A 25,791-nucleotide genomic window follows, 5' to 3' on the forward strand; every position below is an offset into this window, starting at 1 on the left:
GGACGGGCCGGGGCGCGGCTGGGTCGGACGGGTCGGACGGGCCGGGGCGCGGCTGGGTCGGACGGGTCGGACGGGCCGGGGCGCGGCTGACCGAGCTGCCGGGCGAGCCGGGGGCGTGGGAGTGCGCGGAGACCGGCGCCCGCTACCGCGAGTCGCCCGAGGGGACGCTGAGCGGGACGGACGGCGCCGCGCGGTCCGGCAGCAGCCGGGTGTAGAGCCGGTCGATGATCCCGGCCTGCGCCTCCCAGGTCCAGCCGTCGAGCAGCCCGGGCCGCTCATAGGCCGCGCGGTAGCGCCCCGGCTCCGCGAGGACCGCCCGCGCGGCCCGGGCGAAGTCCTCGGGGTCGCGGGCCCGGAAGACCTCGCCCTGCCCGGTGGCCTCCACCAGCTCCGCCACGGTGCGGATGTCGCTGACCAGCAGCGGCAGCCGGGCCTGCGCGTACTCGAAGAACTTGTTGCCGAGCGCCAGCTCGTGGTTGGCGAGATGGTGCAGCGGACTGACGGCGGCGTCCGCCGGGGCGAGGAAGTGCGGCACCTGCCAGTGCGGGACGAAGGGCAGGAAGTGGACCCGGTCCGCCACCCCCGTGACCTCGGCGAGGGAGCGCGTGGTGGCGACGGCCTTCAGCTTCCCCGGGGTGACCGACACCAGCGCGAGGTGGACCCCCGGCAGTTCCGGCAGCGCCTCGATGACCGTCTCGACCCCGCGCACCGGGCTGATCCCGCCCGCGTACACCAGCAGCGGGGTGTCCGCCCCGATGCCGCACAGTCCGCGCAGGTCCGGCAGTGGCGGGGCGTCCGCGATCTCCTCGTCGTCCGGCTCCATGACGGGCGCGTTCAGCACCACGGCGGGCGGCTCCGGCAGCCGGTGCCGCTCCTGGAGCATCCGCGCGAGCGGCTGGGAGACGGTGATCGCGGCGTCCGCGAAGACCGCGTGCTCCTTCTCCCAGGCGATATGGCCGGGCAGCCAGCGGCCGTGGAAGGCGGGCAGCCCGGGGACGTACTCGTGCGCGTCCCAGACGAGCTTGACCGAGCGGCCCCGGGCGCGGGCGCGGACGGCGGCCCGGGCGCCGACGCCGAGCATGCGGAAGTCGTGGGCGTGGATCAGATCGGGCTCGCAGGAGTCGATCGTGGCGGCGAAGGCCAGTTCGTAGTCCCAGAGGTTCGGCATCAGCCGGCGCCAGGCCCGCTCCCCCATCAGCTTCGACCACACGGCGGTCGACGTGCGGTCCAGCGGCGCGGTCAGCGGGGTGCGCAGCCGGTGCAGCCGGTCGGTCTCCCGGGCCCGCAGGGCGACCCACGCGCCGAGCGCCCGGGCGCAGGCGCGCGGCAGCAGCAGCCGCAGGGCGGAGCCGCTCGCGCTGGCGCCGGGGTGCCCGGCGCGCGCGGCCCGCGCCGCCGCCCGGCGGAACGCCAGATCGGAGCGCCATGCCTTGACCGTCTGCACGCGGTAGCGGGCCAGCCGCCGGGAGCGGTACGCCAGGGGGCGGCGCAGCAGCGGATGGCGCAGCTCATGGCGGCGCGGCTCCAGATGCGCGGGCTTGGGGAGCAGCCGGACGCGGGCCGCGCCGAGCCTCCAGGACTGGGGCTTCGCGGTCGGCGAGACCCCGAGGAGGACCACGTCCCAGCCCGCGGAAGCGGCGGAGCGGGCCGCCTTCTGGACGCGGGAGTCGGCCCTGACCTCGTTGTCGACGAGCATGACGACCCGGCCCCGGGTGCCGTGCGAGGGCTCCATGCGGACTCCATTCCCGATCTGCCCGACCCGCTCCCGGCGGGCCGGTGCCCCGGTCGGCTGGTTCCGGCCGGTTCTCCCACCCGCCACCCCATCGTCATGGTTTGATCGGTTTTCCGGCGCATTCGCCACGCGCCGCTCGGCGAAACCGGTCCAGGGGACGAGCGCAGGGAGCACAGCGGTCATGAAGGTCCTCAGTGTGGTCGGGACCCGCCCCCAGCTGGTGAAGCTGGCCCCCGTCGCCGCCGCGTTCGCCTCGACGGACCACCGGCACACGATCGTGCACACCGGGCAGCACTACGACGCCGACCTCTCCGATGTGTTCTTCTCCGGGCTGGCGATCCCCGGCCCCGATGTCCATCTCGGGGTCGGCTCGGGCAGCCACGGGGCGCAGACGGGGGCGGCGCTGGCCGCGCTCGACAAGGTCGTCGCCGAGGAGCGCCCCGACTGGGTGCTGGTGTACGGGGACACCAACTCGACGCTGGCGGGCGCGCTCTGCGCGGTGAAGTCGCGGGTCCCGGTGGCCCATCTGGAGGCGGGGCTGCGCTCCTTCAACCGCCGGATGCCGGAGGAGCACAACCGGGTCCTCACCGACCACTGCGCCGATCTGCTGCTCGCGCCCACCGAGGAGGCGGTGCGCCACCTGGCCCGGGAGGGTCTCGCGGCGCGCACCCGGCTGGCCGGGGATGTGATGGTCGACATCTGTCTGCGCGTACGGGACGCGGTGCTGGCACGCCCGCCGGCCGCCGTCGCCGAACTGCCCCGCGAGCCGTTTCTGCTGGCCACCCTGCACCGCCCGGACAACACGGACGACCCGGCCCGGCTCTCCGCCCTGCTCGGCGCGCTGGCCCGGCTGCCGCTGCCGGTGCTGCTGCCCGCCCACCCCCGGCTGGTCGCGCGCGCCGGGGAGTTCGGCATCGATCTCGCGCGGGGCTCGGTGCGGGTGCGGCGCCCGCTGCCGTACGCGGAGCTGATCGCCGCCGTGCTGGCGTCGGCGGGGGTGGTGACCGATTCGGGCGGGCTCCAGAAGGAGGCGTATCTGCTGGGCCGGCCGTGCACCACGCTGCGGCCGGAGACGGAGTGGCTGGAGACCCTGGACGGCGGCTGGAATCTGCTGGTGCCCGATCCGCACGAGCTGCCGGCCGGGCGGTGGGCGGGGCTCGCGGCGCGGGCGGCGCCGGCCTCGCCGCGCGGGGCGCCGTACGGGGACGGCGGGGCCGCGCGGCGTGTCGTGCGGCTCCTGGAGGAGAGCGGGACATGAGGGCCGTCAGGAGTTGAGGAAGGGGCCGGGGCGGCCACCGTCGCCGTGCCGTCGTGGTGGGTGCGGGCGGAGGCGGCACGGGCGCGGCCGGTGGCGGCGGCCGGGTCGCGGTCGTCCAGGAGCCGTTCGCCGGCGCCGGGGCCGGCGCCGGCCGGGGTGGCGGGGGTGGCGGGGGTGGCGCCGACGATCGGGGGTGGCACCCCGCGGGCGGCGACGGACTCCTCGTCGGCATGGGCGACGACGCCGGCCGGCTTCGGCGGGGCGGCGCCGCTCGGACGCGGGCGCGGGCGCCGGCGCGACGGGGGTGCCGGCACGGCAGGGGGCGCGGCGCGGCAGGGGTGGCGGTGGCGGCATGCGCATCGGTCCTTCCTGTGCTCCGGAGGCGGATGGTGGTCAGCCGCCGATGACGACCCGGCGGACGCCCTCCCGGAGGGCGGGGTCGGGTGGTGCGGCGGCCGCCGACCAGCACCCGCGCCCCGGGCGGACCGGCGGCGGCCAGGGCCCGGTACTCGGCGTGGTCGGCCTGGAGGATCGCGCCGGTGACACGGTGGCCCTTCGCCGCGAACCGGACGGCGAGCGGCAGTCCGATCCCGCCGAGGGCCACCACACGGATGTCCATGGTCACTTCCCCTCCCGGGCGGCCCCGGTGCGGGTCGGCGGGGGACGGAACCGCAGGGCGCGGCGGAGCCGGGCCGGCCAGCGGCGCTCGCGCGGCGGGTCCACCGGGCCGGTGCGGACGGTCATCCTGCCCTTGCCGCTGACCCGGGCGGCGGCCCGGTAGGAGTCCTCCAGGCGCCAGCGGCGGGCGAGCGGCATGGGCTTGCCCCGGGCGCGCAGGGGAATCTCGTAGGTGCGGCCCGCGACCCGGGCGTGGACGCGGACGCCGAGCGAGGCGGTGGCCGCGGCGACGGGGATACGGGCGTGGATCACGGTCCCGTCGCCGCCCCCGCGCTCGAAGTCGCCCGCGGCGGGAGGCAGAGTGTCGGGCTCGGGCAGCCGCCGGCCGCCCGCCCGGTCCGCGCTCCTCGGCAGGGAGCCGCGCATCAGCCGGACGACGGTGGCGGAGGTGTCACCGGTCAGCGGGGTGCGGACGGTGAGCGAGAGGGCGAGGTCGTCGCCGCGCTGGTCCCAGTCGGCCGCCAGCAGCTCCGTACCGGCACAGAGCACGGCGGTCAGGGGCTCGTCGAGCACCTCGAAGACCCGGTCGGGGAGGTTCAGCGCGGGGTCCCGGAAGCCGGGGCAGCGCAGATACGCCCGGTCGCCCTCCAGCAGGAACAGCGGGCCGTGCGCCGCGGCGTCCTCGATCGCCCGGACCAGGAGGTCCACCGCGCCGCGCTGGGCGAGGGCGAGCAGGGCGCGCCGCCGCACCGGCAGCGAGTCCCGCAGCGGTTCGGTGAGATACGCGTCGGCCAGCTCGGCGATCCCGGCGCACAGCTCCCGGCGGACCGGTTCGCCGAGGTCCGGGAAGTCCGGCTGGAGGAGCTTGGCCAGCTCCCAGGTGAAGTGGCGGTGGAGAAGGCTGTCCCGCTCGGGCCCCGGGCCGATGAGACCGGCGGCGTGGTGCATGATCCGGGCGGTGCAGCGCAGCCGTTCGAGGTGGCCGGCCCGGTGGGTGATGTCGCCCGCGTCGCGGCGGCGGACGGCGTAGTAGTAGGTGTAGTCCGCGAGGACGGAGATCCTGCCCGCGCGGACACAGGCCTCGATGGTGAAGGGCTGATCGCTGCCGACGGGCAGGTCCTCGGGGAAGCGGAGCCGGTGCCGCTCGACCAGCTCGCGCCGGAAGAGCTTGGCGTTGGAGAGGGTGAACGGCAGGGCGGAGCCGTGGAGGGTGATGTCGGGGTCGCTGCGGCGGAAGAGCCCCTGGTGGACATAGCGGCCCCCGACCCCGGTCATCCGGCCGATGACGATGTCGGAACCGAGGGCGTCGGCGTGGGCCACCAGACGGGCGAGGGCCTCCTCGCCGAGGCGGTCGTCCGCGCCCATGAAGTGGACGTACCGGCCGCGGGCCCGCTCCAGGCCCCTGTTGCTGGGCGCGGCCGGGCCGCCGGAGTCCGGCTGGTGGAGGACGGTGACGGTGTCCGGGTGGGCGCGGGCGAGCCGGTCCAGTTCCTCGCCGCCGCCGTCGGTGGAGCCGTCGTCGACGGCCACGATCTGGAGCCGGCCGAGGCCGATGGTCTGGGCGAGCAGGGAGTCCAGGCACTCGGTGAGATCGGGCATCGTGTTGTGGACGGCGAGGACGACGGTCACATCGGGGACGGTGTTTTCCGGGGCGGTGGCCTCTGGAGCGGCGCCTTCCGGGACGGCGCCCTCCGGAGGGGCGGCTTCCGGGGCGGTGGCCTCTGGAGCGGCGGCTCCCGGGACGGCGCCCTCCGGAGCGGCGGCTTCCGGAGCGGCGGCGGAGGGCTTCCCGGAATCCCCGGGCTTCCCGTCGCGGGGCTCGGCGGTGGCCACGGCGCTCCGCCTACCCGGCCGCTGCGGAGGCGGGGAGGTCGACCGTACGGCCGTGGGCGGCGGACTCCGGCACGGCCACCGCGACCTCCACCGTCCGCGGCCCCCGGCGCAGGGCGCAGAGGTCGGCGGGGCCGCCGAGCACCGCGTCCCGGAACAGTTCGTGCTCGACGAGGAAGGGGTCCCGCTCGGCGATGGCGTACCGGATCATGTCGCCCTCACAGACCCCCCGGAACACCCGGAGCGCCTCCCACCCGGTGGCCCGCGCGGCGTGGGAGTGGGGGGGCGGGATCGGCGACGAAGCAGCCCTTCTCGGCGGTGACCGAGATGAAGCGTTCCTTCAGCGGGCCGAGCCGGTTCACCAGATGGCCGGCCATGGTGCCGTCGCGGAGGCGGCCGACCACCGAGACCATGTCCTCGTGCGGACGGCCCGACGTGGGGACCGTGCGCGCCGCGACCGAGGCGTACTCCTGTCCGGTCACCCGGCCGGCGAGGCCGATGTCGTGGGTGGCCGGGTCCTTGACCACCCCGACCGCGGCGATCCGGTGCGGGAAGGGGCCCTGACGGCGGGTCACCACCTGGTACGTCATGGACGCCCTCCTTGATCGCGGCAGTGCCATCGTGCAGGAGGGGGAGGGGGCCGGGGATGTCTCACGAGGCCGGGCACACCCCATCGGCGCAACGCGAACGCCCCGTCAACCCGGCGCGTCAACCGTTCGGCCGCACGGGCGGCCCGTACGGCGGTCGGGCGGTCGGGCGGTCGGGCGGTCGGGCCGTACGGCCCGAGGGTGAAGGGCGAGCGCTCGCGGTCCCGGCGAAGGGGGCGCGGGGCGCGCGCGGCGGGCCGGAACGCGGCGGCTCGGCGCGGTGGACGAAGCGGCCCCGACGCCGCACACGCACCGCGCCCCCGACCCCGAGCACGGGGCGGGGGCACGGCAGTCGGGACCGGACCGGACGATCAGCCCTCGGCCGGAGCGGAAACCAACAACGACACCACCTGCCCAGCAACCCGCCCCGACGCCGCACACGCACCGCGCCCCCGACCCGGAGTACGGGGCGGGGGCACGGCAGTCGGGACCGGACCGGACGGTCAGCCCTCGGTGGGGGCCGAGACCGACGACGGCGCCTGCTGCTCGGCCGCGACCGTCTTCTTCGCGGCCTTCTTGGCGGTCGTCTTCTTCGCCGCCGTCTTCTTGGCCGTGGTCTTGGCCGCCGTCTTCTTGGTGGCGGCCTTCTTCGCCGTGGCCTTCTTGGCGGCGGTCTTGCGGACCGCCTTCTTGGCCGGAGCCTCGGGCTCCGGCTCGGCCTCGGGCGCGGACTCCACCGGGGTGTCGACCACGACGACCGCCGCGTCCGCCGAACCCGAGGGCGAACCGGCCGGCGCGGAGACCTTGCGGGTCGCCCGGCGACGGGCCCTCGGCGGGGCGGCGTCGGCCACGACAGCGGCGGGCTCCGGCTCCGGCTCCGGCGCGCTCTGCGGCGCGGGCTCCGGCTCCGGCTTGGCCTCGATCACGACCTCCGGCTCGGCGGCCCTCGGCGCACCGGCCGGAGCCGACGCCCTGCGGGTCGCCCGGCGGCGGCCACGGCCGCGCAGCGCGGCGGCCTCCGCCTCGGCGGCGCTGCTGTACAGATCCTCGTCCGGGACGAACGCGGGCTCGGGCAGCGCGGTCGGCGCCGCCACCTCCGCGGCGACCTCCGCCTCGGTCTCGGCCTCGGTCTCGGCGTGCTCGGCGCGGCCGGTGTCCTCGTGCTCCTGGGCGTGGTCGTGCTCGGTGTGCTCGGAGCCGCCGCGGCCGCGCTTCTTCGAGCGCTTGCCGCCACCGCCCCCGCCGCCGCCGACGGAGGTCGGCTGCTCCATGTGCACGATCACACCACGGCCGTTGCAGTGGACACAGGTCTCGGAGAAGGACTCCAGCAGCCCCTGGCCCACCCGCTTGCGGGTCATCTGGACCAGACCCAGCGAGGTCACCTCGGCGACCTGGTGCTTGGTGCGGTCCCGGCCCAGGCACTCCAGCAGCCGGCGCATCACCAGGTCGCGGTTGGACTCCAGGACCATGTCGATGAAGTCGACCACGACGATCCCCCCGAGGTCGCGCAGCCGCAGCTGGCGGACGATCTCCTCGGCCGCCTCCAGGTTGTTCCTGGTGACGGTCTCCTCCAGGTTGCCGCCCTGGCCGGTGAACTTCCCGGTGTTGACGTCGACCACGATCATGGCCTCGGTCTTGTCGATGACCAGCGAACCGCCCGAGGGCAGCCAGACCTTGCGGTCCAGCGCCTTCATCAGCTGCTCGTCGATGCGGTACGTCGCGAAGACATCGACCTCGCTCGTCCACCGCTGGAGGCGGTCGGAGAGGTCGGGGGCGACATGCGCGACATAGCCGTGGATGGTCTGCCACGCCTCGTCACCGCTGACGATGACCTTGGAGAAGTCCTCGTTGAAGATGTCCCGGACGACCCGGACGGTCATGTCCGGCTCGCCGTAGAGCAGCGTCGGGGCGTTGCCGCTCTTGGCCTTCTTCTGGATGTCCTCCCACTGCGCCTGGAGCCTCTCGACATCGCGGCGCAGCTCGTCCTCGCTGGCTCCCTCGGCCGCGGTGCGCACGATGACGCCCGCGTCCTCGGGGACGATCTTCTTGAGGATGGTCTTCAGCCGGGCGCGCTCGGTGTCGGGCAGCTTGCGGCTGATCCCGGTCATCGAGCCCTCGGGGACATAGACCAGGTAGCGGCCGGGCAGGGAGACCTGGCTGGTGAGCCGGGCGCCCTTGTGGCCGATCGGGTCCTTCGTCACCTGGACGAGCACGGACTGGCCGGACTTGAGCGCGGCCTCGATCCGGCGCGGCCCGTGGGCCATGCCGAGCGCCTCGAAGTTGACCTCACCGGCGTAGAGCACGGCGTTGCGGCCCTTGCCGATGTCGACGAACGCGGCCTCCATGGACGGCAGTACGTTCTGCACCTTGCCCAGGTAGACATTGCCGACGTACGAGGTCGCCTGCTCCTTGTTGACGTAGTGCTCGACCAGGACGTTGTCCTCCAGGACACCGATCTGGGTGCGCTCGCCGCTCTGGCGGACGACCATCACCCGCTCGACGGCCTCGCGGCGCGCGAGGAACTCGGCCTCGGTGATGATCGGCACCCGGCGGCGGCCCTGCTCGCGGCCCTCGCGGCGGCGCTGCTTCTTCGCCTCCAGACGGGTGGAGCCCTTGATGGACTGCACCTCGTCCGACGGCTCGTCGCCACGGGAGCGGGCGGCGCGCGGCTCACGGACCTTGACGACCGTGCGCTCCGGGTCGCTGACGCCGTTGTTCTCGTCGCCCGCCGGCTCACCGCTGCGACGGCGGCGACGGCGGCGGCGACGGCTGCTGGAGCTGCCGGCGGCGTGCTCGTCCTCGTCGTCCTGCTCCTCGTCCGGGGCGTCGTCGGAGGCGTGCTCGTCCGACGGCTCGTCGCCGGACTCGTCGGCGTCGGGGGCCTCGCCCCGGCGACGGCGGCGGCCACCGCGGCGGCGGCGGCGCGAGGGGCGGTCCTCGTACTCGTCGTGGTCCTCGCCGCCGGCGGGCTCGGCCGGCTGGTCGGCCTCGTCCTCGGCGGGCTCCTCGGCGGCGGGCGCCTCGACCGGAGCGGCGGGCGCGGGCGCGGCCTCGGCGACCGGCTGCTCGGCGCTCTCACCACGGCGGCGGCGGCGCCGGCGCCCGGCGGGCTCGGCGGCCTGCTCGGCGGCGGGCTGCTGCCGGGGCTCCCGCACCGGCTGGGTCTCCTGGACCGCCGGCTCCTCCACGGGCTCCTCGTCGGGGACCGCGGCCGCGGCGGCAGCGGCGGCGGCCGTCTCCGGGGTCTGGAACATCGGCTCGGTGAAGACCGGGGCCTGGAAGACGGCGACGGCGGGACGCGCGGCGCGGCGGGCGCGCGGCGATTCGGTGTCCCGGGCCGGCTGGGCGGTGAACTCGGGGGACGCGGCGCGCCTGCGGCCACGGCCACGGGTGGCGGCGACCGGCTCGGCGGCGGGCGCGGCGGGCGCGCTCGCGGCGGGCTCCTCGCGCTGGACGGGAGCCGTGGGCTCGGCGGGCGCGCTCACGGCACGGGTCGCGCGGCGGCGCCTGCGCGGTCCCGCGTCGGCCTCCGTGTCGGAGGACTCCACGGCGGCGGCCTCGGGGGCCTCCGGAGCCTGGGCGGCCTCGGCGGCCGGCGCGGAGGCGCCACGGGTGGCGCGACGGCGGGCACGGGGCGCCGGAGCGGCCTCCTCCACCGGGGCGGCGGGTGCGGGCTGCTCCACGGGCTCCACCGGTTCGGCGGACGCGGCGGGCTCGGCGGCCACGGCGGGGGCGGATGCCCCGCGGGTGGCGCGGCGCCGGGCGCGGGGCGCGGGGGCGGCCTCGGGGGCCTCGGCGGTCGCGGTGACCTCCTCGGTCTCCGCGGTCTCCTCGGCCTCCTCGGCCTCGTCGTCCTCGGCCGGGATCTCGGCGGCGACGGGCTCGGGGGTGCTCACCGCACGGGTGGCACGGCGGCGGGCACGCGGCGCGGGAGTCTCCTCCACAGCCTCAGCGGCCTCCTCCACCGGAGCAGCCGCAGCGGCGACGGTACGACGCTTACGAGCAGGCGCCGCAACAGCCTCAGCCGCCTCCGACTCCTCACCCTGCGCCGCACCAGCGGGCGCCGTCGCCTTACGCGTCGCACGACGACGCGCACGCGGCGCCGGAGCCTCCTCCACAGCCTCAGCAGCCTCTTCGACCGGAGCGGCCTCCTCCACCGGAGCAGCCGCAGCGGCGGCGGTACGACGCTTACGAGCAGGCGCCGCAACAGCCTCAGCCGCCTCCGACTCCTCACCCTGCGCCGCACCAGCGGGCGCCGTCGCCTTACGCGTCGCACGACGACGCGCACGCGGCGCCGGAGCCTCCTCCACAGCCTCAGCGGCCTCTTCGACCGGAGCGGTCTCGGCGGCGGGAGCGGCCTCGGCGGCCGGTGCCGCGGTCTCGGCCGCGCCTCCCGGCGGTCCCGCCGGGCGGGAAGCGGCCCGGCGACGGCGGCGCGGGGGCAGCGTGTCGCTGGGGCTGTTGTTCTGGTCCTCGTTGGTGTCCCCGGTGGTACCGGGTTCGTTCAGCTCGTGCATGCGGGCGGTTCTCCCGTCACGCTCCCGGGCGCCGGGCCTACCGCACGGCACGGCCGCGCGTCGCGCGGTGGTGCCGTCCGGGGCGTGGGCGCCGCACGGGAGCTGTTGTGTCTGGCCCGCCGGTTCCGTGCGCGATGTACGCACGGCCTGGCGAAAGTCTTTTGTGGTTTCGCGCGGCCCGACTCAGGTGGCTCCCGAGTACCAGGGCCGTGCTGCAACGACTGCCTGTGAGCGCGGCGGGACCGGAAACACCCCGCCTGCGTGGGGACCCCCCGGGTCAGGACTGGGGGGAGGCCGATCCGACGGCCGTGGGTGTGGCGGCCGGAACTGCCTCGCGGTCGAGCGCGAGCGGGTCGGTCACCGTGCCGGTCTCCTCGTCGAAGAGCCCCTGCGCCAGCCTGGTCACCGCTGCGGGGACCGGCGGCGCCAGGTCGGCCACAGCGCGGAGACCGGACAGGACGTCGTCGGGTCGCACGGCAGGTGTTACGTGCCGAACAACCAGCCGCAGTATCGCACAGGGGCCGTCCACGGGCCTATCAGGCTGTGGCGGCACCACCCGCAGCTCGGCCACGGCCGGGCGGGCGTCGAAGGTCCGCATGCCGTTCTTCGTTCTGCGCTGGACCTCGACGGTCTCCGCCGCGAGGAAGGCCGCGACGGCCCGCTCCGCGTCCGCCGGCGCCACCTTGTCCAGCCGCAGCTCCCACTCGGAGCCGGTGAGCCGGTCGGCGAGGCCCGGGGTGCGGGCCTCCACGGCGTCGGTGACGTCGAGCCCGCTCGGCAGCGACTCGTTGAGCAGCTCCCGCAGGGTCGCGGGGTCGCGGTGCTCGGTGAGGGCGATCTCCAGATACTCGGCCTCGCTGCCCGTGCCGGTGGGTGCGGCATTGGCGTACGACACCTTCGGGTGCGGGGTGAAGCCCGCCGAGTACGCCATGGGCACCTCGGCACGCCGCAGCGCCCGCTCGAAGGCGCGCTGGAAGTCACGGTGGCTGGTGAACCGGAGGCGGCCACGCTTGGTGTAGCGCAGTCGGATGCGCTGCACCGCGGGTGCGGGCGGCGGGCCTTCGGGCTGTCGCTTGCCCAGTGGTTCTTCTCCTCGGTGCGGGACGGCGCTGGTGGCGCCGCCCTCGGAAGGCGGTTCGCCCCGTGCGGGCCGGCCCGGCTCACCCCCGCTGGTGGAGGGAGACCTCGGGCCCGGCCGCCGCGCCGGGGACAGTCGTTGTACTACCCAGAGTACGCGCCGCGGGCGTCCAAGGTTCCCCGGGCTCGGCCGGAGCCCGTCACCGGCCTCCCGGACCGCCCCGCCCGCGCGCCCCGCCGCCCAGGCTCCGCCAGGCCGCCCGCCCGGCCTCCCGCGCGGTGGCCCGGGCCGAACGGAGCGCCGCGCCGACGGGGCGCCACAGATCGCGCAGAACATGGCCGACGGGTGTGCACACATGCCGGTAGGTCCAGCGCACCGGGTACCAGAGGAGCCACTTCAGGACGGTGCCGACCGCCCGGGAGACATGCCCCCCGATCCGCCAGGCCGCCTTGAGGGCGGCGAGGACCTCCCGGCCGAGGGGCCGCAGCACATGCCGCCAGAGCAGCCGCAGCGGCGGGACGACGGCGTTCTCGACCACCCAGGCGATCCCCCGCCCGGCCGGCACCAGCACCCACTGCCAGAGCCGGATCAGCGGCACCACCAGGAGGTACCGGAGCACATGCGTCCACAGCCAGGAGAGCGGCCGGGCCACGCCGCGGGTCCAGAGCGGCACCAGCAGATACCGCCAGGGCCACACCACCAGCAGCCTCGCGGTGAGGACGAGCACCTGCCGGAGCGCGCGGCCGAGCGGGACGAGCAGATTCTCGTACCCCCACCGCAGGACCGGTCTCAGGGCCCGGCCGATGACGGTGAGCAGATCCCAGAGCACCCGCAGGGGCACGACGACGATCAGCGCCACCAGCCGTACGGGTATCCGTATCGCGGTCGCCAGACACCCTTCGGGCGGCGCGCCGGAACGGCTGCTCATCGTCGCGGCGGGTCGGTCGGCCATGGCGCCTCACAGCTGGTGGGATGTGCTGATCCAGTAGCGGCGCTTGCCGTCCCGTTCGTGCTCCAGGACTCCGCCGCCGGCCCCGTGGCCTCGCGCGAACCGGTGCTGCCCGTGTCGCGGTGATCAGTACGGACTGTATGCCCGGCTCGCGGGCGTACGGAAGGGAATCCCGGAGCAGCGCGGTGGCGTGACCCCGGCGGCGGGCCGACGGGCGGACGGCGTGGCCGACATGACCCGCCCTCCGCGCGCGGGAACGGGGTGAGGCGTGGACACGGGTGCCGGGGATGATCAGCCGCGGCATCGGCCCATGGCGCGGGGCACGGAGAGGCCCGGCCACCGGATACGCGCGGTGACCGGGCCCTGTGGTGCGGCTACTTGACGACGGTGAGCGGCAGCAGCTTCTTGCCGGTGGGGCCGATCTGGATGTGGGTGTCCATCTGCGGGCAGACCCCGCAGTCGAAGCACGGCGTCCAGCGGCAGTCCTCGACCTCGGTCTCGTCGAGGGCGTCCTGCCAGTCCTCCCAGAGCCAGTCCTTGTCCAGACCGGAGTCCAGGTGGTCCCAGGGCAGCACCTCCTCGTAGGTGCGCTCCCGGGTGGTGTACCAGTCGACGTCCACCCCGTACTCGGGGAGGGTCTTGTCGGCGCAGGCCATCCAGCGGTCGTACGAGAAGTGCTCGCGCCAGCCGTCGAAGCGCCCGCCGTCCTCGTAGACGGCGCGGATGACGGAGCCGACGCGGCGGTCGCCGCGCGAGAGCAGGCCCTCGACGATGCCCGGCTTGCCGTCGTGGTAGCGGAAGCCGATGGAGCGGCCGTACTTCTTGTCGCCGCGGATCTTGTCACGGAGCTTGGTGAGCCGGGCGTCGGTGTCCTCGGCGCTGAGCTGCGGGGCCCACTGGAAGGGGGTGTGCGGCTTGGGGACGAAGCCGCCGATGGAGACGGTGCAGCGGATGTCCTGGGAGCCGGAGACCTCGCGGCCCTTGGCGATGACATTCACCGCCATGTCCCCGATCTGGAGGACGTCCTCGTCGGTCTCGGTGGGGAGGCCGCACATGAAGTACAGCTTCACCTGCCGCCAGCCGTTGCCGTACGCGGTGGCGACGGTGCGGATCAGATCCTCCTCCGAGACCATCTTGTTGATGACCTTGCGCATCCGCTCGGAGCCGCCCTCGGGCGCGAAGGTGAGCCCGGAGCGGCGGCCGTTGCGGGTCAGCTCGTTGGCGAGGTCGACATTGAAGGCGTCGACCCGGGTGGAGGGGAGGGAGAGGCCGATCTTGTCCTTCTCGTACCGGTCGGCGAGGCCCTTGGCGACATCGCCGATCTCGGAGTGGTCGGCGCTGGAGAGCGAGAGCAGTCCCACCTCCTCGAAGCCGGTCGCCTTGAGACCCTTCTCGACCATCTCGCCGATGCCGGTGATGCTTCGCTCCCGCACGGGGCGCGTGATCATGCCGGCCTGGCAGAAACGGCAGCCGCGGGTGCAGCCGCGGAAGATCTCGACGGACATCCGCTCGTGGACGGTCTCGGCGAGGGGGACGAGGGGCTGCTTGGGGTAGGGCCACTCGTCCAGGTCCATGACGGTGTGCTTGGAGACCCGCCACGGGACGCCCGAGCGGTTGGGCACGACCCGGCCGATCCGGCCGTCGGGCAGATACTCGACGTCGTAGAAACCGGGGACATAGACCCCGCCGGTCTTCGCGAGCCGCAGCAGCACCTCCTCGCGCCCACCGGGGCGGCCCTCCGCCTTCCAGGCGCGGACGATCTCGGTGATGTCGAGAACGGCCTGCTCGCCGTCGCCGATGACGGCGCAGTCGATGAACTCGGCGATCGGCTCGGGGTTGAAGGCCGCGTGGCCGCCCGCGAGGACGATCGGGTGGTCCACCGTGCGGTTCCGCGCCTCCAGCGGGATGCCCGCGAGATCGAGGGCGGTGAGCATATTGGTGTAGCCCAGCTCGGTGGAGAAGCTGAGGCCGAAGACGTCGAAGGCGCCGACGGGCCGGTGCGAGTCCACGGTGAACTGGGGCACGCCGTGCTCGCGCATCAGCTCTTCGAGGTCGGGCCAGACGCTGTAGGTGCGCTCGGCGAGGACGCCCTCGCGCTCGTTGAGCACCTCGTAGAGGATCATGACGCCCTGGTTGGGGAGGCCGACCTCGTACGCGTCCGGGTACATGAGCGCCCAGGTCACCTCGCACGCGTCCCACTCCTTGACGGTGGAGTTCAGCTCACCTCCGACGTACTGGATGGGCTTCTGCACATGCGGGAGCAGAGCTTCGAGCTGTGGGAAGACCGACTCAGCAGCAGACATCTCGGGACTTTCGTGAGCTGGCAAGGGGGCGACTCCCCAGCGTAACGCGCCGGAGAGCCGCCCCCGCACGGCCCGGGACCCGGCCGGGGCCGCGCGGTCAGCCGCCGAGGTCCTCGCGGAGCCGCGGATCGGCGGCCTCGGCCCACACCCCGGGCAGCTCCCGCTCGCGGTCGGCGGCCGCGCGCTGCTCCTGTCCGAACAGCAGTCCCCAGGTGAAGGCGGACTCCCCCGCCGCGTGCGCCAGGACCGCCAGATGCCGCAGGGTGTCGCGGGCCACCACACTGTCCTGGTGGTCGCCGAGCACGGTCTGCACGGCCTTCATCCGCTTGGCGAACCGCTTGGCGGGGCGGCCGAGCGCGGGGGTCGCCGCCTCGCCCGCGTACCGGGCGCGCTTGGCGGCCTTGCGGGCGTCGTGCAGGGCCAGATCGCGCTCCGGGCCCGGGGCGAGGTCCAGCGCGCTGCCGACCCGGGCCGCCAGCCGCTCGTACTCCTTCACCAGCGCCTTGGGGAGGACCGTGCCCGGGGCGCCGGACGCGGCCCTGAGCCGCGGCGGGTGGGCCAGCAGCGCGTCCAGGGCGTCCAGCAGGGCCAGATAGCGGGGGCTGTCGAGGGTGGCGACGGCTCGGCGGCGGGCGCCCGAGCCCTGGGCGACGGACCAGATGCGGAGCCGGCCGCGCACCGGGCCCAGCAGCAGGGTGCGCGGCAGGGCGTCGATCCGCTCGCGCAGCCGTTCGGCGAGAACCTCCTGGTCACGGGCGACCCCCAGCTCTCCGGCCAGCCACTTCAGCTCCTCGCCGAGCGGGTCGGTCACCGTGCGGTCGAGGATCTTGCGGTAGGTGCGGAAGGCGCTGCGCAGCCGCCGGGTGGCGACGCGCATCTGGTGGACGGCGTCGGGGAGGTCGCGCCGCACCCCGGGGTCGTGGGCGAGCAGCGCCGCGGCCTGCTCACGGAGGTAGGCGAGGATGTGGCCGCCCGCGTCGGTGCCGTCCGGCGCGGCCGGTGCCACGGCCGGATCGGCGGTGAAACCGGTCTCCTCCAGCGCCCGGGCCAGCTTCGACGGGGCGGTGGCGGGCACCAGACCGGCCTTGCGCATCTGTTTGTCGATCCGGTCGAGGACCTTGGGGTCGGCCCCGTCCGCCAGCTCGACCTCGATCTCGTCCCAGGCGGCCTCCGTGTCGCCGCCGCTCAGCCGCTGGGCGCGGACGGCGTCCCGGCTCAGCTCGGCGAGGAGCGTGCCGTCGGCGTCGAGGAGATGGTGGAGTTCGCGGGTGGAGCGCAGCCGCACCACGGGGCTGACCGGGGCCTGCCGGACCCGGGCCCTGATCAGGCCCTGGAGGGGGCGCGGGAGCTGCCAGGAGAGGGGGGCGGCGATCTCGTCCCGTACCCCGGGGGCGACGGGCAGTTTGAGGTGCCACCCCGCGTCGCCGCCGCCGGTGCGCCGGCGCAGGGTGATGGAGGCCGCGGCGAGCCGTAGATCGTCCGTGTCGTAGTAGACCGCGTCCAGCTCGGCCGTGTCCTGCGCGGCGACGGCCGAGACCCCGGCCGTCCCGGTCAGATCGGGGAGCCGGGTCTCGGGGGTGGCTTCGTACTTCCGCTCGATTTCGCGCTTGGTGTCCGCCATGCACCGAATCTAGTTCGCGAAGCCTGCCGACGGGACCCCCACACCAGCACTTATGCCGTTATCGGCCGCTGCACCCTGATCGACTGGAGCAGTCCGATCGCCACCCAGACGGCGAACATCGACGAGCCGCCGTAGGAGACGAACGGCAGCGGCAGCCCGGCGACGGGCATGATGCCGAGCGTCATCCCGATGTTCTCGAAGGACTGGAAGGCGAACCAGGCGATGATGCCGGCGGCGACGATCGTGCCGTACAGCTCGGTGGTCTCGCGGGCGATCCGGCAGGCCCGCCAGAGCACCACACCGAGGAGTACGAGGATCAGTCCGGCGCCGACGAATCCCAGCTCCTCGCCGGCGACGGTGAAGACGAAGTCGGTCTGCTGCTCGGGGACGAACTGGCCGGTGGTCTGGGAGCCCTTGAAGAGGCCGGTGCCCAGCAGCCCGCCGGAGCCGATCGCGATCCGGGCCTGGTTGGTGTTGTAGCCGACACCGGCCGGGTCGAGTTCGGGGTTGGCGAAGGCCGCGAACCGGTTGATCTGGTACTCGTCCAGCAGACCGAGGGCGGTGACGAGGACGGCGCCCGCGACTCCGCTGCCGATCAGCCCGAGAATCCAGCGGTTGGACGCCCCGGAGGCGAGCAGCACGCCCAGCATGATGACGACCATCACCATCACCGAGCCGAGGTCCGGCATCAGCATGACGATCGCCATCGGCAGGACGGCGATGCCCAGCGACTTGGCGACGGTGCGGTGGTCGGGGTGGGCGAGATCGCCGGCGTCGACCCGGGAGGCGAGCAGCATCGCCATCCCCAGAATGATCGTGATCTTCACGAACTCGGAGGGCTGGATGGAGAAGCCGCCGCCGATGACGATCCAGGCGTGCGCGCCGTTGATGGTGGCGCCGAGCGGGGTGAGCACCAGCAGGATGAGCAGCACGGAGAGCCCGTAGAGGACCGGGACGGCGCCGCGCAGGGTGCGGTGGCCGAGCCAGACGGTGCCGATCATCAGCGCGATGCCGATACCGGTGTTCAGTATGTGGCGGAAGAGGAAGTCGTAGGGGTCGCCGCCGGTCAGCTCGGTCCGGCCGCGGGTCGCCGACCAGACCAGCAGGGCGCCGATCCCGGAGAGCAGGAAGGCGGCGAGGAGCAGCGGCCAGTCGAGCCGGCGGACCACCGAGTCGCGGGCGGAGAGCTGGGACCAGAGCCCGTCGCGCCGGGGGCCGTATCCGGAGACGGAGAAGCCATTGGTGCCGGCCATGCCTCAGTCCCTTCGCGCGGGCGGCCCCGCGAGCTGCTGGTTCTCTTCCAGCGGCTTGCGCGGCTGGTACGGCTTGATCCGGGGCGCGTCGATGGTGCCGTCGGCGCCGATCCTCGGGAGCGCCTTCTGCGGGGCGGGCAGCAGGGCGCGCTTCAGATCCTGGGTGCCCTTCTCGTCGAGCCCGTACATCGCCTCGTAGATCTTGCGGACGGCGGGCCCCGAAGCGCCCGAGCCCGTACCGCCCTGGGAGATGGTCATGACGATGGTGTAGTCGTCGGTGTACGAGGCGAACCACGAGGTGGTCTGCTTGCCGTAGACCTCCGCTGTGCCGGTCTTGGCGTGCATCGGGATGTCGTCCTGCGGCCAGCCGCCGAACCGCCAGGCGGCCGAGCCCCGGGTCGCGACCCCCGCGAGGGCGTCGTTTATCTTCCGGTTGGTGGCGGTGTCCATGGGGAGCTTGCCGGCCGGCTTCGGCCTGATCTCCGTCACCTCCCTGCCGTCGGCGCTGACCACGGCCCGCCCGACGGTGGGCTGGTAGAGCGTGCCGCCGTTGGAGATCGCCGCGTAGATCGTCGCCATCTGTATCGGGGTGACGAGGGTGTCTCCCTGGCCGATGGAGTAGTTGACGGAGTCACCGGCGCGCATCCGGTTGCCTTCGAGGCAGTTCTCGTACGCGATCTGCTCGACGTAGCTGCCGCCCTTCTTGCCCTCCTTGCACCAGGTGCCCTTGAGCTGCTCCCAGTAGCTCTGCTTCCACTGGCGGTCGGGGACCCGGCCGGGGACCTCGCTGGTGAGGTCGATACCGGTCTTCTTGCCCAGACCGAACTGGTGGGCGGTGCGGTAGAACCAGTCCTTGGGGTCCTTCTTCGGGTTGATGCCGCCGTCCTTGACCCACTCGCGGTGCGCGAGCCCGTAGTAGACGGTGTCGCAGGAGACCTCCAGGGCGCGGCCGAGGTTGATGGAGCCGTACCCCTTGGACTCGAAGTTCTTGAACTCGCGCCCGCCGAAGGAGAGGGAGGAGGGGCAGGGGTAGTTGGCGTCGAAGTCGTAGCCCGCGTTGACGGCGGCGGTGGAGGAGATCACCTTGAAGATCGAGCCGGGCGCCGCCTGGCCCTGGATGCCCCGGTTGAGCAGCGGGTAGTTGGACGCCTTGTCGGTGAGCTGCTGGTAGTCCCTGCCGGAGATGCCGCCGACCCAGGCGTTGGGGTCGTACGTGGGCAGGGAGGCCATCGAGATGACGCGGCCGGTCCGGTTCTCCATGACCACGACGGCGCCCGCGTCGGCCTTGTAGTTCACCCCGGTGTTGTTCTTGTCGATCTCCTTGCGCGCGGCCTTCATCGCCTCGTTCAGCTCGTACTCGGCGACGGCCTGGACACGGGCGTCGATGGAGGTGACGAGGTTGGCGCCGGGCTGGGCCTTGTCGCGGTCGGCCTCGCCGATGACCCGGCCGAGGTTGTCGACCTCGTAGCGGGTGACACCGGCCTTGCCGCGCAGCGCGTGGTCGTAGGTGCGCTCCAGACCGGAGCGGCCGACCTGGTCGGAGCGGAGGAACGGGGACTCGGTGTCCTTGGCCTTCTCGATCTCCGCGTCGGTGACGGGGGAGAGATAGCCGAGCACCTGGGCGGTGTTGGCCTTGCCGGGCGCCGTGTAGCGGCGGACGGCGGTGGGCTCGGCGGTGATGCCGGGGAAGTCCTCGGCGCGCTCGCGGATCTGGAGCGCCTGCTGCGTGGTGGCCTCGTCGGTGACGGGGATCGGCTGGTAGGGGGAGCCGTTCCAGCAGGGCTTGGGGGTCTTGGAGTCGCAGAGCCTGACCTTGTCCTGGACCTCCTTGGGCGACATGCCGAGGACGCCCGCGAGACGGGCGAGCACGGCCTTCCCGTCGTCCTTTATCTTCATCAGCTCGGTGCGGGAGGCGGAGACCACGAGCCGGGTCTCGTTGTCGGCGAGGGCGACGCCCCGGGAGTCGAGGATGGAGCCCCGGACGGCGGGCTGGACCACACGCTGCACGCCGTTGTTCTTGGCCTCGTCGGTGTACTCCTGGCCGTTGCGGATCTGGAGGTACCACAGCCGCCCGCCGAGGGTGAGCAGCAGCGAGAAGACCAGGACCTGGATGACGACGAGCCGGATCTGGACCCGTGGGGTCCGGCCGGTCTCCGGGATGTTGCTCACAGTCGCTTGACCCCCTTGATGCGTCCGGCGCGGGCGGCCCGGTTGCGCGCGGCCTTGAGGCGCATGCCGCCGCGCTGGGTGCCGATGCGCAGCCCGGTGCCGGAGGCGAGCCACCCCGATGAGACATCGCCGGCGCCGCTCTGGGTGTCGGCGAGCGGATCGTTGTCGGTGCGGCGGGCCAGCGCCATGATGAACGGCACGGTGAACGGCGCCAGCAGCAGATCGTAGACAGCGGCGGTGAACAGCAGATTGCCGAGGCCCACATGGCGGGCGGCGGTGTCACCGACGAGGGCGCCCACGCCCGCGTACAGCAGGGTGGAGCCGACGGCGGCGGCGACGACCACGAGCATGGGGACGGTGGCGGACTTCAGTCTGCCGTTCTCGGGGCGGGCGAGGCCGACCAGATAGCCGATGACGCACAGGACCAGGGCGTACCGCCCCGCGGCGTGGTCGGCGGGGGGCGCGAGGTCGGCGAGGAGTCCGGCGCCGAAGCCGATGAACGCGCCGGCGACATGCCCGTAGACCAGGGCGAGTCCGAGGACGGTGAGGAGCAGCAGATCGGGGACGGCGCCGGGGAGCTGGAGCCGGGAGAGTACGGAGACCTGGAGGACGAGGGCGACCACGACGAGGGCCGTGGAGAGAAGCGTCCGGTTGACTCGCATGACGGATCAGCTCCTACTGCTGCTCATGGGTCGGGCGGGCGCCCGGTGCCTGGCTGCCGCCGGGGGCCTGAGCGGCGGGGCTCCGGCCGGGCGCGGGGGCCTGGCCGGTGCCGGAGGACGGGCCGGTGTCCGGCAGCCGGCCGGTGTCGCCGCCCTGGGCCTCGGCGATGTTCTGCCCGGCGGGTCCGCTCGGGGTGACCGTGACCGTGACGGTCGGTGTCGGCCGGGGCCCGGCGGGCTTGGCCGGCAGCACGGTGTCCCGGGGGTCGGTGCGCGGGGCCTGGACGACGACGCCGACGATGTCGAGCTTGCTGAAGCCGACATACGGGTCGACGTAGATGGTCCGGGTCAGATCGCCGCCCGAGGGGTCGACGCGGACCACCTCACCGATGGGGACGCCCGGCACGAAGGGCTTATCGGCCTGCGAGCCGAAGGTGACCAGACGGTCGCCCTTCCGCACCTTGTGCTTGCCGTTGAGCAGCTGGACCGAGAGCGGGCGGTCGCCCTGTCCGGTGGCGAAGCCCAGTTCGTCGCTCTTCTCCATCCGGGTGCCGACGGCGAAGTCGGGGTCGTTGGCGAGGAGGACGGTGGCGGTGTGCGGGCCCACGGTGGTGACCCGGCCGACGAGTCCGTCCCCGTTGAGGACGGTCATGTCGCGCGTGATGCCGTCCCGGGAGCCGATGTCGATGGTGACCGTCCAGGAGAAGCCCTGGGCCGCTCCTATGGCGATGACCTCGGCGCCCTTGATGCCGTACTGTCCTGCGCCCGCCGTCCTGAGCATCCTGTCCAGCTCGCGGGCGCGGCTGCGGTGCCGGTCGTCGCTGCCGAGTCTGGCCCTCAGCTCCGCGTTCTCCCGCTCCAGGACGCTGATGCGGTCATGGCGCTCGCCGGAGTCCCGTACGGCCCCGATGGCGTTGCCGACCGGGTTGACCGCCGACGCGACGCCGTTCTCCACCGGTCCGAAGACGGTGGCGGCTGCCTGCCGGGCGCCGTCGATCGGTGAGTCCTCGCCCCCGCGGATGTCCACCGTGATCAAAGCGAACGCGATGGCGATCAGCAGCACCAGGAGCAGACGGCTCTCTCGTGTGTCCCTCACGTGCGGCGGCCGTGCCTTCCTCGTAGGAATGGAGATGTCTGTATATCAACGATCTGCCGTACGGGTTGGCCGACACCCGTACAGGGGTTCCCCCCGGGGCGTGGGAGCCCGGGGGGTACGGCCGGGCCCCGCCCCGGTCGTGGCGGCGGGGCCGGCGGCACGGCTAACGGCGCGGCTGGGCGTCGAGGACCTGCTGCAGCGCCTCGAACTCCTCCACGCACTTGCCGGAGCCGAGGGCCACCGAGTCCAGCGGGTCCTCGGCGATGTGGATGGGCATACCGGTCTCGCGGCGGAGCCGCTCGTCGAGTCCGCGCAGCAGGGCGCCGCCGCCGGTGAGGACGATGCCCCGGTCCATCACATCGCCCGACAGCTCGGGCGGGCACTTGTCGAGGGTGGTCTTGACGGCGTCGACGATGGAATTGACCGGCTCCTCGATCGCCTTGCGGACCTCGGCGGCCGAGATGACCACGGTCTTCGGCAGCCCCGACACCAGGTCGCGCCCGCGGATCTCGGTGTGCTCGTCCTGGTCCATGTCGTAGGCGGAACCAATAGTGATCTTGATCTGTTCCGCGGTGCGCTCACCGAGCAGGAGCGAGTACTCCTTCTTGATGTGCTGAATGATCGCGTTGTCCAGTTCGTCGCCGGCGACCCGGATGGACTGCGCGGTGACGATTCCGCCCAGCGAGATGACGGCGACCTCGGTGGTGCCGCCGCCGATGTCGACGACCATATTGCCGGTGGCCTCGTGGACCGGGAGGCCGGAGCCGATGGCCGCGGCCATGGGCTCCTCGATGATGTGCACCTGGCGGGCGCCGGCCTGGGTCGACGCCTCGATGACCGCGCGGCGCTCGACTCCCGTGATACCGGAGGGCACACAGACGACCACGCGCGGGCGGGCGAGATAGCGGCGCTTGTGGATCTTGAGGATGAAGTAGCGGAGCATCCGCTCGGTGATCTCGAAGTCGGCGATGACGCCGTCCTTCAGCGGCCGGACGGCAACGATGTTGCCCGGCGTCCGGCCGATCATCTTCTTCGCCTCGGAGCCGACCGCCAGAATGCCGCCGGTGTTGGTGTTGATGGCGACGACGGACGGCTCGTTGAGAACGATCCCCTTGCCTCTGACGTACACCAGCGTGTTGGCGGTCCCGAGGTCGACAGCCATGTCACGGCCGATGAACGACATTTTGTTCCCCATGAGGATGCGTCTGGCCTTCCCAAATCGAGCGTTGACGACTTTTCAGGATGGCGAGGTGGGTGCTGTGGCGTGAGGCTTCCATCGTAATGCCGCCTCCACGGACACGGCGCGGTGGTCCACCTCTCTTTAGGTGACGAGGTGTCGCAGCGATCCGTTCCCGCATTGCGTTCGCATATGCCGAAGGGCGACCGAATTACATCGGTCGCCCCAGGTCATGAGCGCTGTTTGGCTGATGCGGGGTCAGGAAAGTCCCGGAAAGAAAATCTTCAGTTCCCGAATGGCGGACTCCTCGGAGTCCGAGGCATGGATCAGGTTCTCGCGGACGATGGTGCCGAAATCGCCCCGGATGGAGCCGGGCTCGGCCGCGATGGGGTCGGTGGGGCCCGCGAGCTTGCGCACGCCCTCGATGACCCGCTCGCCCTCGACGATCAGCGCCACGACCGGGCCGGAGGCCATGAACGCGACCAGCGGCTCGTAGAACGGCTTGCCCCGGTGCTCACCGTAGTGCTGCTCCAGGGTCTCCTGGTCGAGCGTGCGCAGCTCCAGCGCGCCGATGGTCCAGCCGGCCTTGGCCTCGATCCGGCCGATGATCTCGCCGACCAGCTTGCGCCGGACCGCGTCGGGCTTGAGGAGGACGAGGGTGCGCTGGGTCATGGTGTGAGGCTCTCCTTGCAGGCATACACATGTGCGGTGAGCCGAGATTACAGGGGGCCGCCCCGGGGGCGGCACCCGGACCTGACCACCGGTCAACCGGGTGCCGTCCGCCGCGCGCGGACGGGGCTCAGGCGGACTCAGGCCTGGACGCGCGCCTGGTCGGCCCAGCGGGCCTTCGCCTCGTCGATCTTGCGGCCGTAGTGCACGGACGCCCACCACAGGCCCGCGAAGCACGCGCCCAGGAAGAACATGATGGGCACGATGAAACCGCTCAGCACCAGACCGATCTGGAGCGCCCAGCCGAGCTGCACCCCGCCCGGGCGGGTGACCATCCCGCAGAGCAGGACCGACAGGGCCATGACGATCCCGCAGACCGTCCAGACCGTGCCCGTCGACAGATCCGGGTCCTTCATGGCGACCAGACCCGCGAAGGCGACGATGAAGAACTCGCCGATCAGCGTGGACGAACAGAGCATGCGCATGGTCAGCCCCTCCCGAGCAGCAGCCGGGCTTCCCCGACCGTGATCACCGAGCCGGTCACCAGCACCCCGGCGCCCGCGTACTCGGCCTCTTCCTCCGCGAGGGTGATCGCCGTCTCGATCGCCTCGTCGAGCCGGGGCTCGACCACCACCCGGTCGTCGCCGAAGACCTCCACGGCGACGGCCGCGAGGGTGTCGGCGTCCAGCGCGCGATGGCTGGAGTTCTGGGTGACGACCACCTCGGCGAAGATCGGCTCGAAGGCTTCGAGCAGCCCCCGGACATCCTTCTCGCCGCTCGCGCCGACCACCCCGATCAGCCGGGAGAACCCGAACGCCTCGGTGACGGCGTCGGCCGCCGCCCGGGCGCCCGCCGGGTTGTGGGCCGCGTCCAGCACGACCGTGGGGCTGCGCCGCACGACCTCCAGCCGGCCGGGCGAGGAGACGGCGGCGAACGCCTTGCGGATGGTGTCCGCGTCCAGGGTCCGCGCGTGGTCCGCGCCGACACCGAAGAACGCCTCGACCGCCGCGAGGGCCACCGCCGCGTTGTGCGCCTGGTGGGCGCCGTAGAGCGGGAGGAAGATCTCGCCGTACTCACCGCCGAGGCCGCGCAGGGTGAGCTGCTGGCCGCCGACGGCGACCTCGCGGGAGACCACCCCGAACTCCATGCCCTCGCGGGCGACGGTGGCGTCGACCTCGACGGCCTTCTTCAGCATCACCTGGGCCGCGTCCACCGGCTGCTGCGCCAGGATCACGGTCGCGCCCTGCTTGATGATCCCGGACTTCTCCACCGCGATCTCGGCGGGGGTGGAGCCGAGCCGGTCGGTGTGGTCCAGGTCTATCGGGGTGACCACGGCGACGGAGGCGTCGATCACATTGGTGGCGTCCCAGGTGCCGCCCATGCCGACCTCGACCACGGCGGCGTCCACCGGGGCGTCGGCGAAGGCGGCGTACGCCATTCCGGTGAGCACCTCGAAGAAGGAGAGCCGGTACTCCTGGGCCGTGTCGACCATCTCGACGTACGGCTTGATGTCCTCGTACGTGGAGATGAAGCGCTCGGGGTCGATGGGGGCGCCGTCGAGGCTGATGCGCTCGGTGATCGACTGCACGTGCGGGGAGGTGTAGCGGCCGGTGCGCAGCTCGAAGGCGGAGAGCAGGGCCTCGATCATCCGGGCGGTGGAGGTCTTGCCGTTGGTGCCGGTGATGTGGATGGAGGGGTAGGCGCGCTGCGGCTCGCCCAGGACGTCCATCAGCGCGGCGATCCTGGTCACCGAGGGGTCGAGCTTGGTCTCGCCCCAGCGGTTCGCCAGATCCGCCTCGACCGCGCGCAGGGCGCGGTCGACCTCGGGGTCGGCGGGGCGGGCGGGGACGGAGTCGGGCTGGGGGGCTCCGGCCTGGGCGCGCAGGGTGCGGCTGCCGGCCTCGATCACCGCCAGGTCGGGATCGCGGTCGGTCTCGGCTTCGATGATCTCGTCGAAGCGGTCGGGGTCTGCGGGGCGGTCGGCGGGATGCTCACTCACGCCCCCCAGTCTAGGCGCCCCCCGCCCCCCGGCCTCCCGGCCGCCCCGCGGTGCGCGGGGTCCTGTTGCACGGGGTCCGTCCGCCATCTCCCCGGGAGCTGCCCCCGGACGAGCTGGAATGCCCGGGCCCCCCGGGGCGCGGCGTCCGTCCTCAAGCGCCGGACGGGCTGGGTCCACTCAGCCCCTCCGCCACGACGGAGGCGGCCACCGAGCCGTTGCCGGTGCCTCCGTACAGCCGCAGATGGTTGCTGCCGTCGATCGCGAACATGTCCG

16 protein-coding genes and 1 pseudogene are annotated in these 25,791 nt (G+C 73.3%); 1 reads left to right on the top strand and 16 read right to left on the bottom strand.

The window, feature by feature from the left end; translation table 11 throughout:
• Positions 1 to 142: 142 nt before the first annotated feature.
• A complete protein-coding gene (locus ABT122_RS25835) occupies positions 143 to 1,732 on the bottom strand; it encodes a glycosyltransferase family 4 protein (protein ID WP_351556865.1) in 1,590 nt (529 codons plus the stop codon).
• A 181-nt stretch (positions 1,733 to 1,913) separates the two neighbouring features.
• Here ABT122_RS25835 and wecB point away from each other — a divergent pair, with 181 nt between their 5' ends.
• Positions 1,914 to 2,990 (top strand): non-hydrolyzing UDP-N-acetylglucosamine 2-epimerase, encoded by a 1,077-nt coding sequence (gene wecB / locus ABT122_RS25840; RefSeq protein ID WP_351556868.1) that lies wholly within the window; start codon positions 1,914 to 1,916, stop codon positions 2,988 to 2,990.
• Positions 2,991 to 3,611: 621 nt separating this feature from the next.
• On the opposite strand, the gene ABT122_RS25845 is transcribed toward wecB, so the two are convergent.
• The 15 genes and pseudogenes from ABT122_RS25845 to folC all read right to left on the bottom strand — a co-directional run bounded on the left by ABT122_RS25845 (position 3,612) and on the right by folC (position 25,518).
• Complete coding sequence (locus ABT122_RS25845) at positions 3,612 to 5,237, bottom strand: glycosyltransferase family 2 protein (RefSeq protein WP_351556871.1); 1,626 nt, start codon at positions 5,235 to 5,237, stop codon at positions 3,612 to 3,614.
• Between the two features lie 214 nt (positions 5,238 to 5,451).
• Positions 5,452 to 6,022 (bottom strand): annotated as a pseudogene (locus ABT122_RS25850) (Gfo/Idh/MocA family oxidoreductase); the annotation flags it as partial.
• A 506-nt stretch (positions 6,023 to 6,528) separates the two neighbouring features.
• Entirely contained in the window at positions 6,529 to 10,542 is a 4,014-nt protein-coding gene (locus tag ABT122_RS25855; RefSeq protein ID WP_351556873.1) for an Rne/Rng family ribonuclease, read from the bottom strand.
• A gap of 277 nt (positions 10,543 to 10,819) precedes the next feature.
• Positions 10,820 to 11,581, bottom strand: a complete 762-nt coding sequence (locus tag ABT122_RS25860) for a TIGR03936 family radical SAM-associated protein (protein WP_351556876.1) — start codon at positions 11,579 to 11,581, stop codon at positions 10,820 to 10,822.
• Between the two features lie 238 nt (positions 11,582 to 11,819).
• On the bottom strand, positions 11,820 to 12,572 hold the full coding sequence (locus tag ABT122_RS25865; RefSeq protein ID WP_351556879.1) for a hypothetical protein: 753 nt from the start codon (positions 12,570 to 12,572) through the stop codon (positions 11,820 to 11,822).
• 371 nt (positions 12,573 to 12,943) lie between these two features.
• Complete coding sequence (locus tag ABT122_RS25870; RefSeq protein WP_351556882.1) at positions 12,944 to 14,872, bottom strand: TIGR03960 family B12-binding radical SAM protein; 1,929 nt, start codon at positions 14,870 to 14,872, stop codon at positions 12,944 to 12,946.
• Between the two features lie 97 nt (positions 14,873 to 14,969).
• Positions 14,970 to 16,493, bottom strand: coding sequence for a CYTH and CHAD domain-containing protein (locus ABT122_RS25875; protein WP_351556885.1), 1,524 nt, complete (start codon positions 16,491 to 16,493; stop codon positions 14,970 to 14,972).
• A 50-nt stretch (positions 16,494 to 16,543) separates the two neighbouring features.
• The gene (gene rodA, locus ABT122_RS25880) at positions 16,544 to 17,746 is read right to left on the bottom strand and encodes a rod shape-determining protein RodA (protein WP_351556888.1); all 1,203 of its coding nucleotides are present in this window, start codon (positions 17,744 to 17,746) and stop codon (positions 16,544 to 16,546) included.
• Between the two features lie 3 nt (positions 17,747 to 17,749).
• A complete protein-coding gene (gene mrdA / locus ABT122_RS25885) occupies positions 17,750 to 19,915 on the bottom strand; it encodes a penicillin-binding protein 2 (protein WP_351556891.1) in 2,166 nt (721 codons plus the stop codon).
• Positions 19,912 to 20,577, bottom strand: coding sequence for a rod shape-determining protein MreD (gene mreD, locus ABT122_RS25890; protein WP_351556893.1), 666 nt, complete (start codon positions 20,575 to 20,577; stop codon positions 19,912 to 19,914). Before mreD ends, mrdA begins: the two co-directional genes overlap by 4 nt.
• A gap of 13 nt (positions 20,578 to 20,590) precedes the next feature.
• Positions 20,591 to 21,673 carry a rod shape-determining protein MreC gene (mreC, locus tag ABT122_RS25895; RefSeq protein ID WP_351556895.1) on the bottom strand — a complete coding sequence of 361 codons (1,083 nt, stop codon included), beginning with the start codon at positions 21,671 to 21,673 and terminating at the stop codon, positions 20,591 to 20,593.
• 163 nt (positions 21,674 to 21,836) lie between these two features.
• The gene (locus ABT122_RS25900; protein ID WP_351556897.1) at positions 21,837 to 22,856 is read right to left on the bottom strand and encodes a rod shape-determining protein; all 1,020 of its coding nucleotides are present in this window, start codon (positions 22,854 to 22,856) and stop codon (positions 21,837 to 21,839) included.
• Between the two features lie 252 nt (positions 22,857 to 23,108).
• Complete coding sequence (gene ndk / locus ABT122_RS25905) at positions 23,109 to 23,522, bottom strand: nucleoside-diphosphate kinase (RefSeq protein WP_351556900.1); 414 nt, start codon at positions 23,520 to 23,522, stop codon at positions 23,109 to 23,111.
• A gap of 137 nt (positions 23,523 to 23,659) precedes the next feature.
• Positions 23,660 to 24,004, bottom strand: coding sequence for a DUF4233 domain-containing protein (locus ABT122_RS25910; RefSeq protein WP_351556903.1), 345 nt, complete (start codon positions 24,002 to 24,004; stop codon positions 23,660 to 23,662).
• 2 nt (positions 24,005 to 24,006) lie between these two features.
• On the bottom strand, positions 24,007 to 25,518 hold the full coding sequence (folC, locus tag ABT122_RS25915) for a bifunctional tetrahydrofolate synthase/dihydrofolate synthase (protein WP_351556906.1): 1,512 nt from the start codon (positions 25,516 to 25,518) through the stop codon (positions 24,007 to 24,009).
• Between the last annotated feature and the right edge of the window lie 273 nt (positions 25,519 to 25,791).

The sequence above is a fragment of the Streptomyces sp. NPDC001985 genome (assembly GCF_040296845.1).
In the GTDB taxonomy this organism is placed as follows: domain Bacteria; phylum Actinomycetota; class Actinomycetes; order Streptomycetales; family Streptomycetaceae; genus Streptomyces.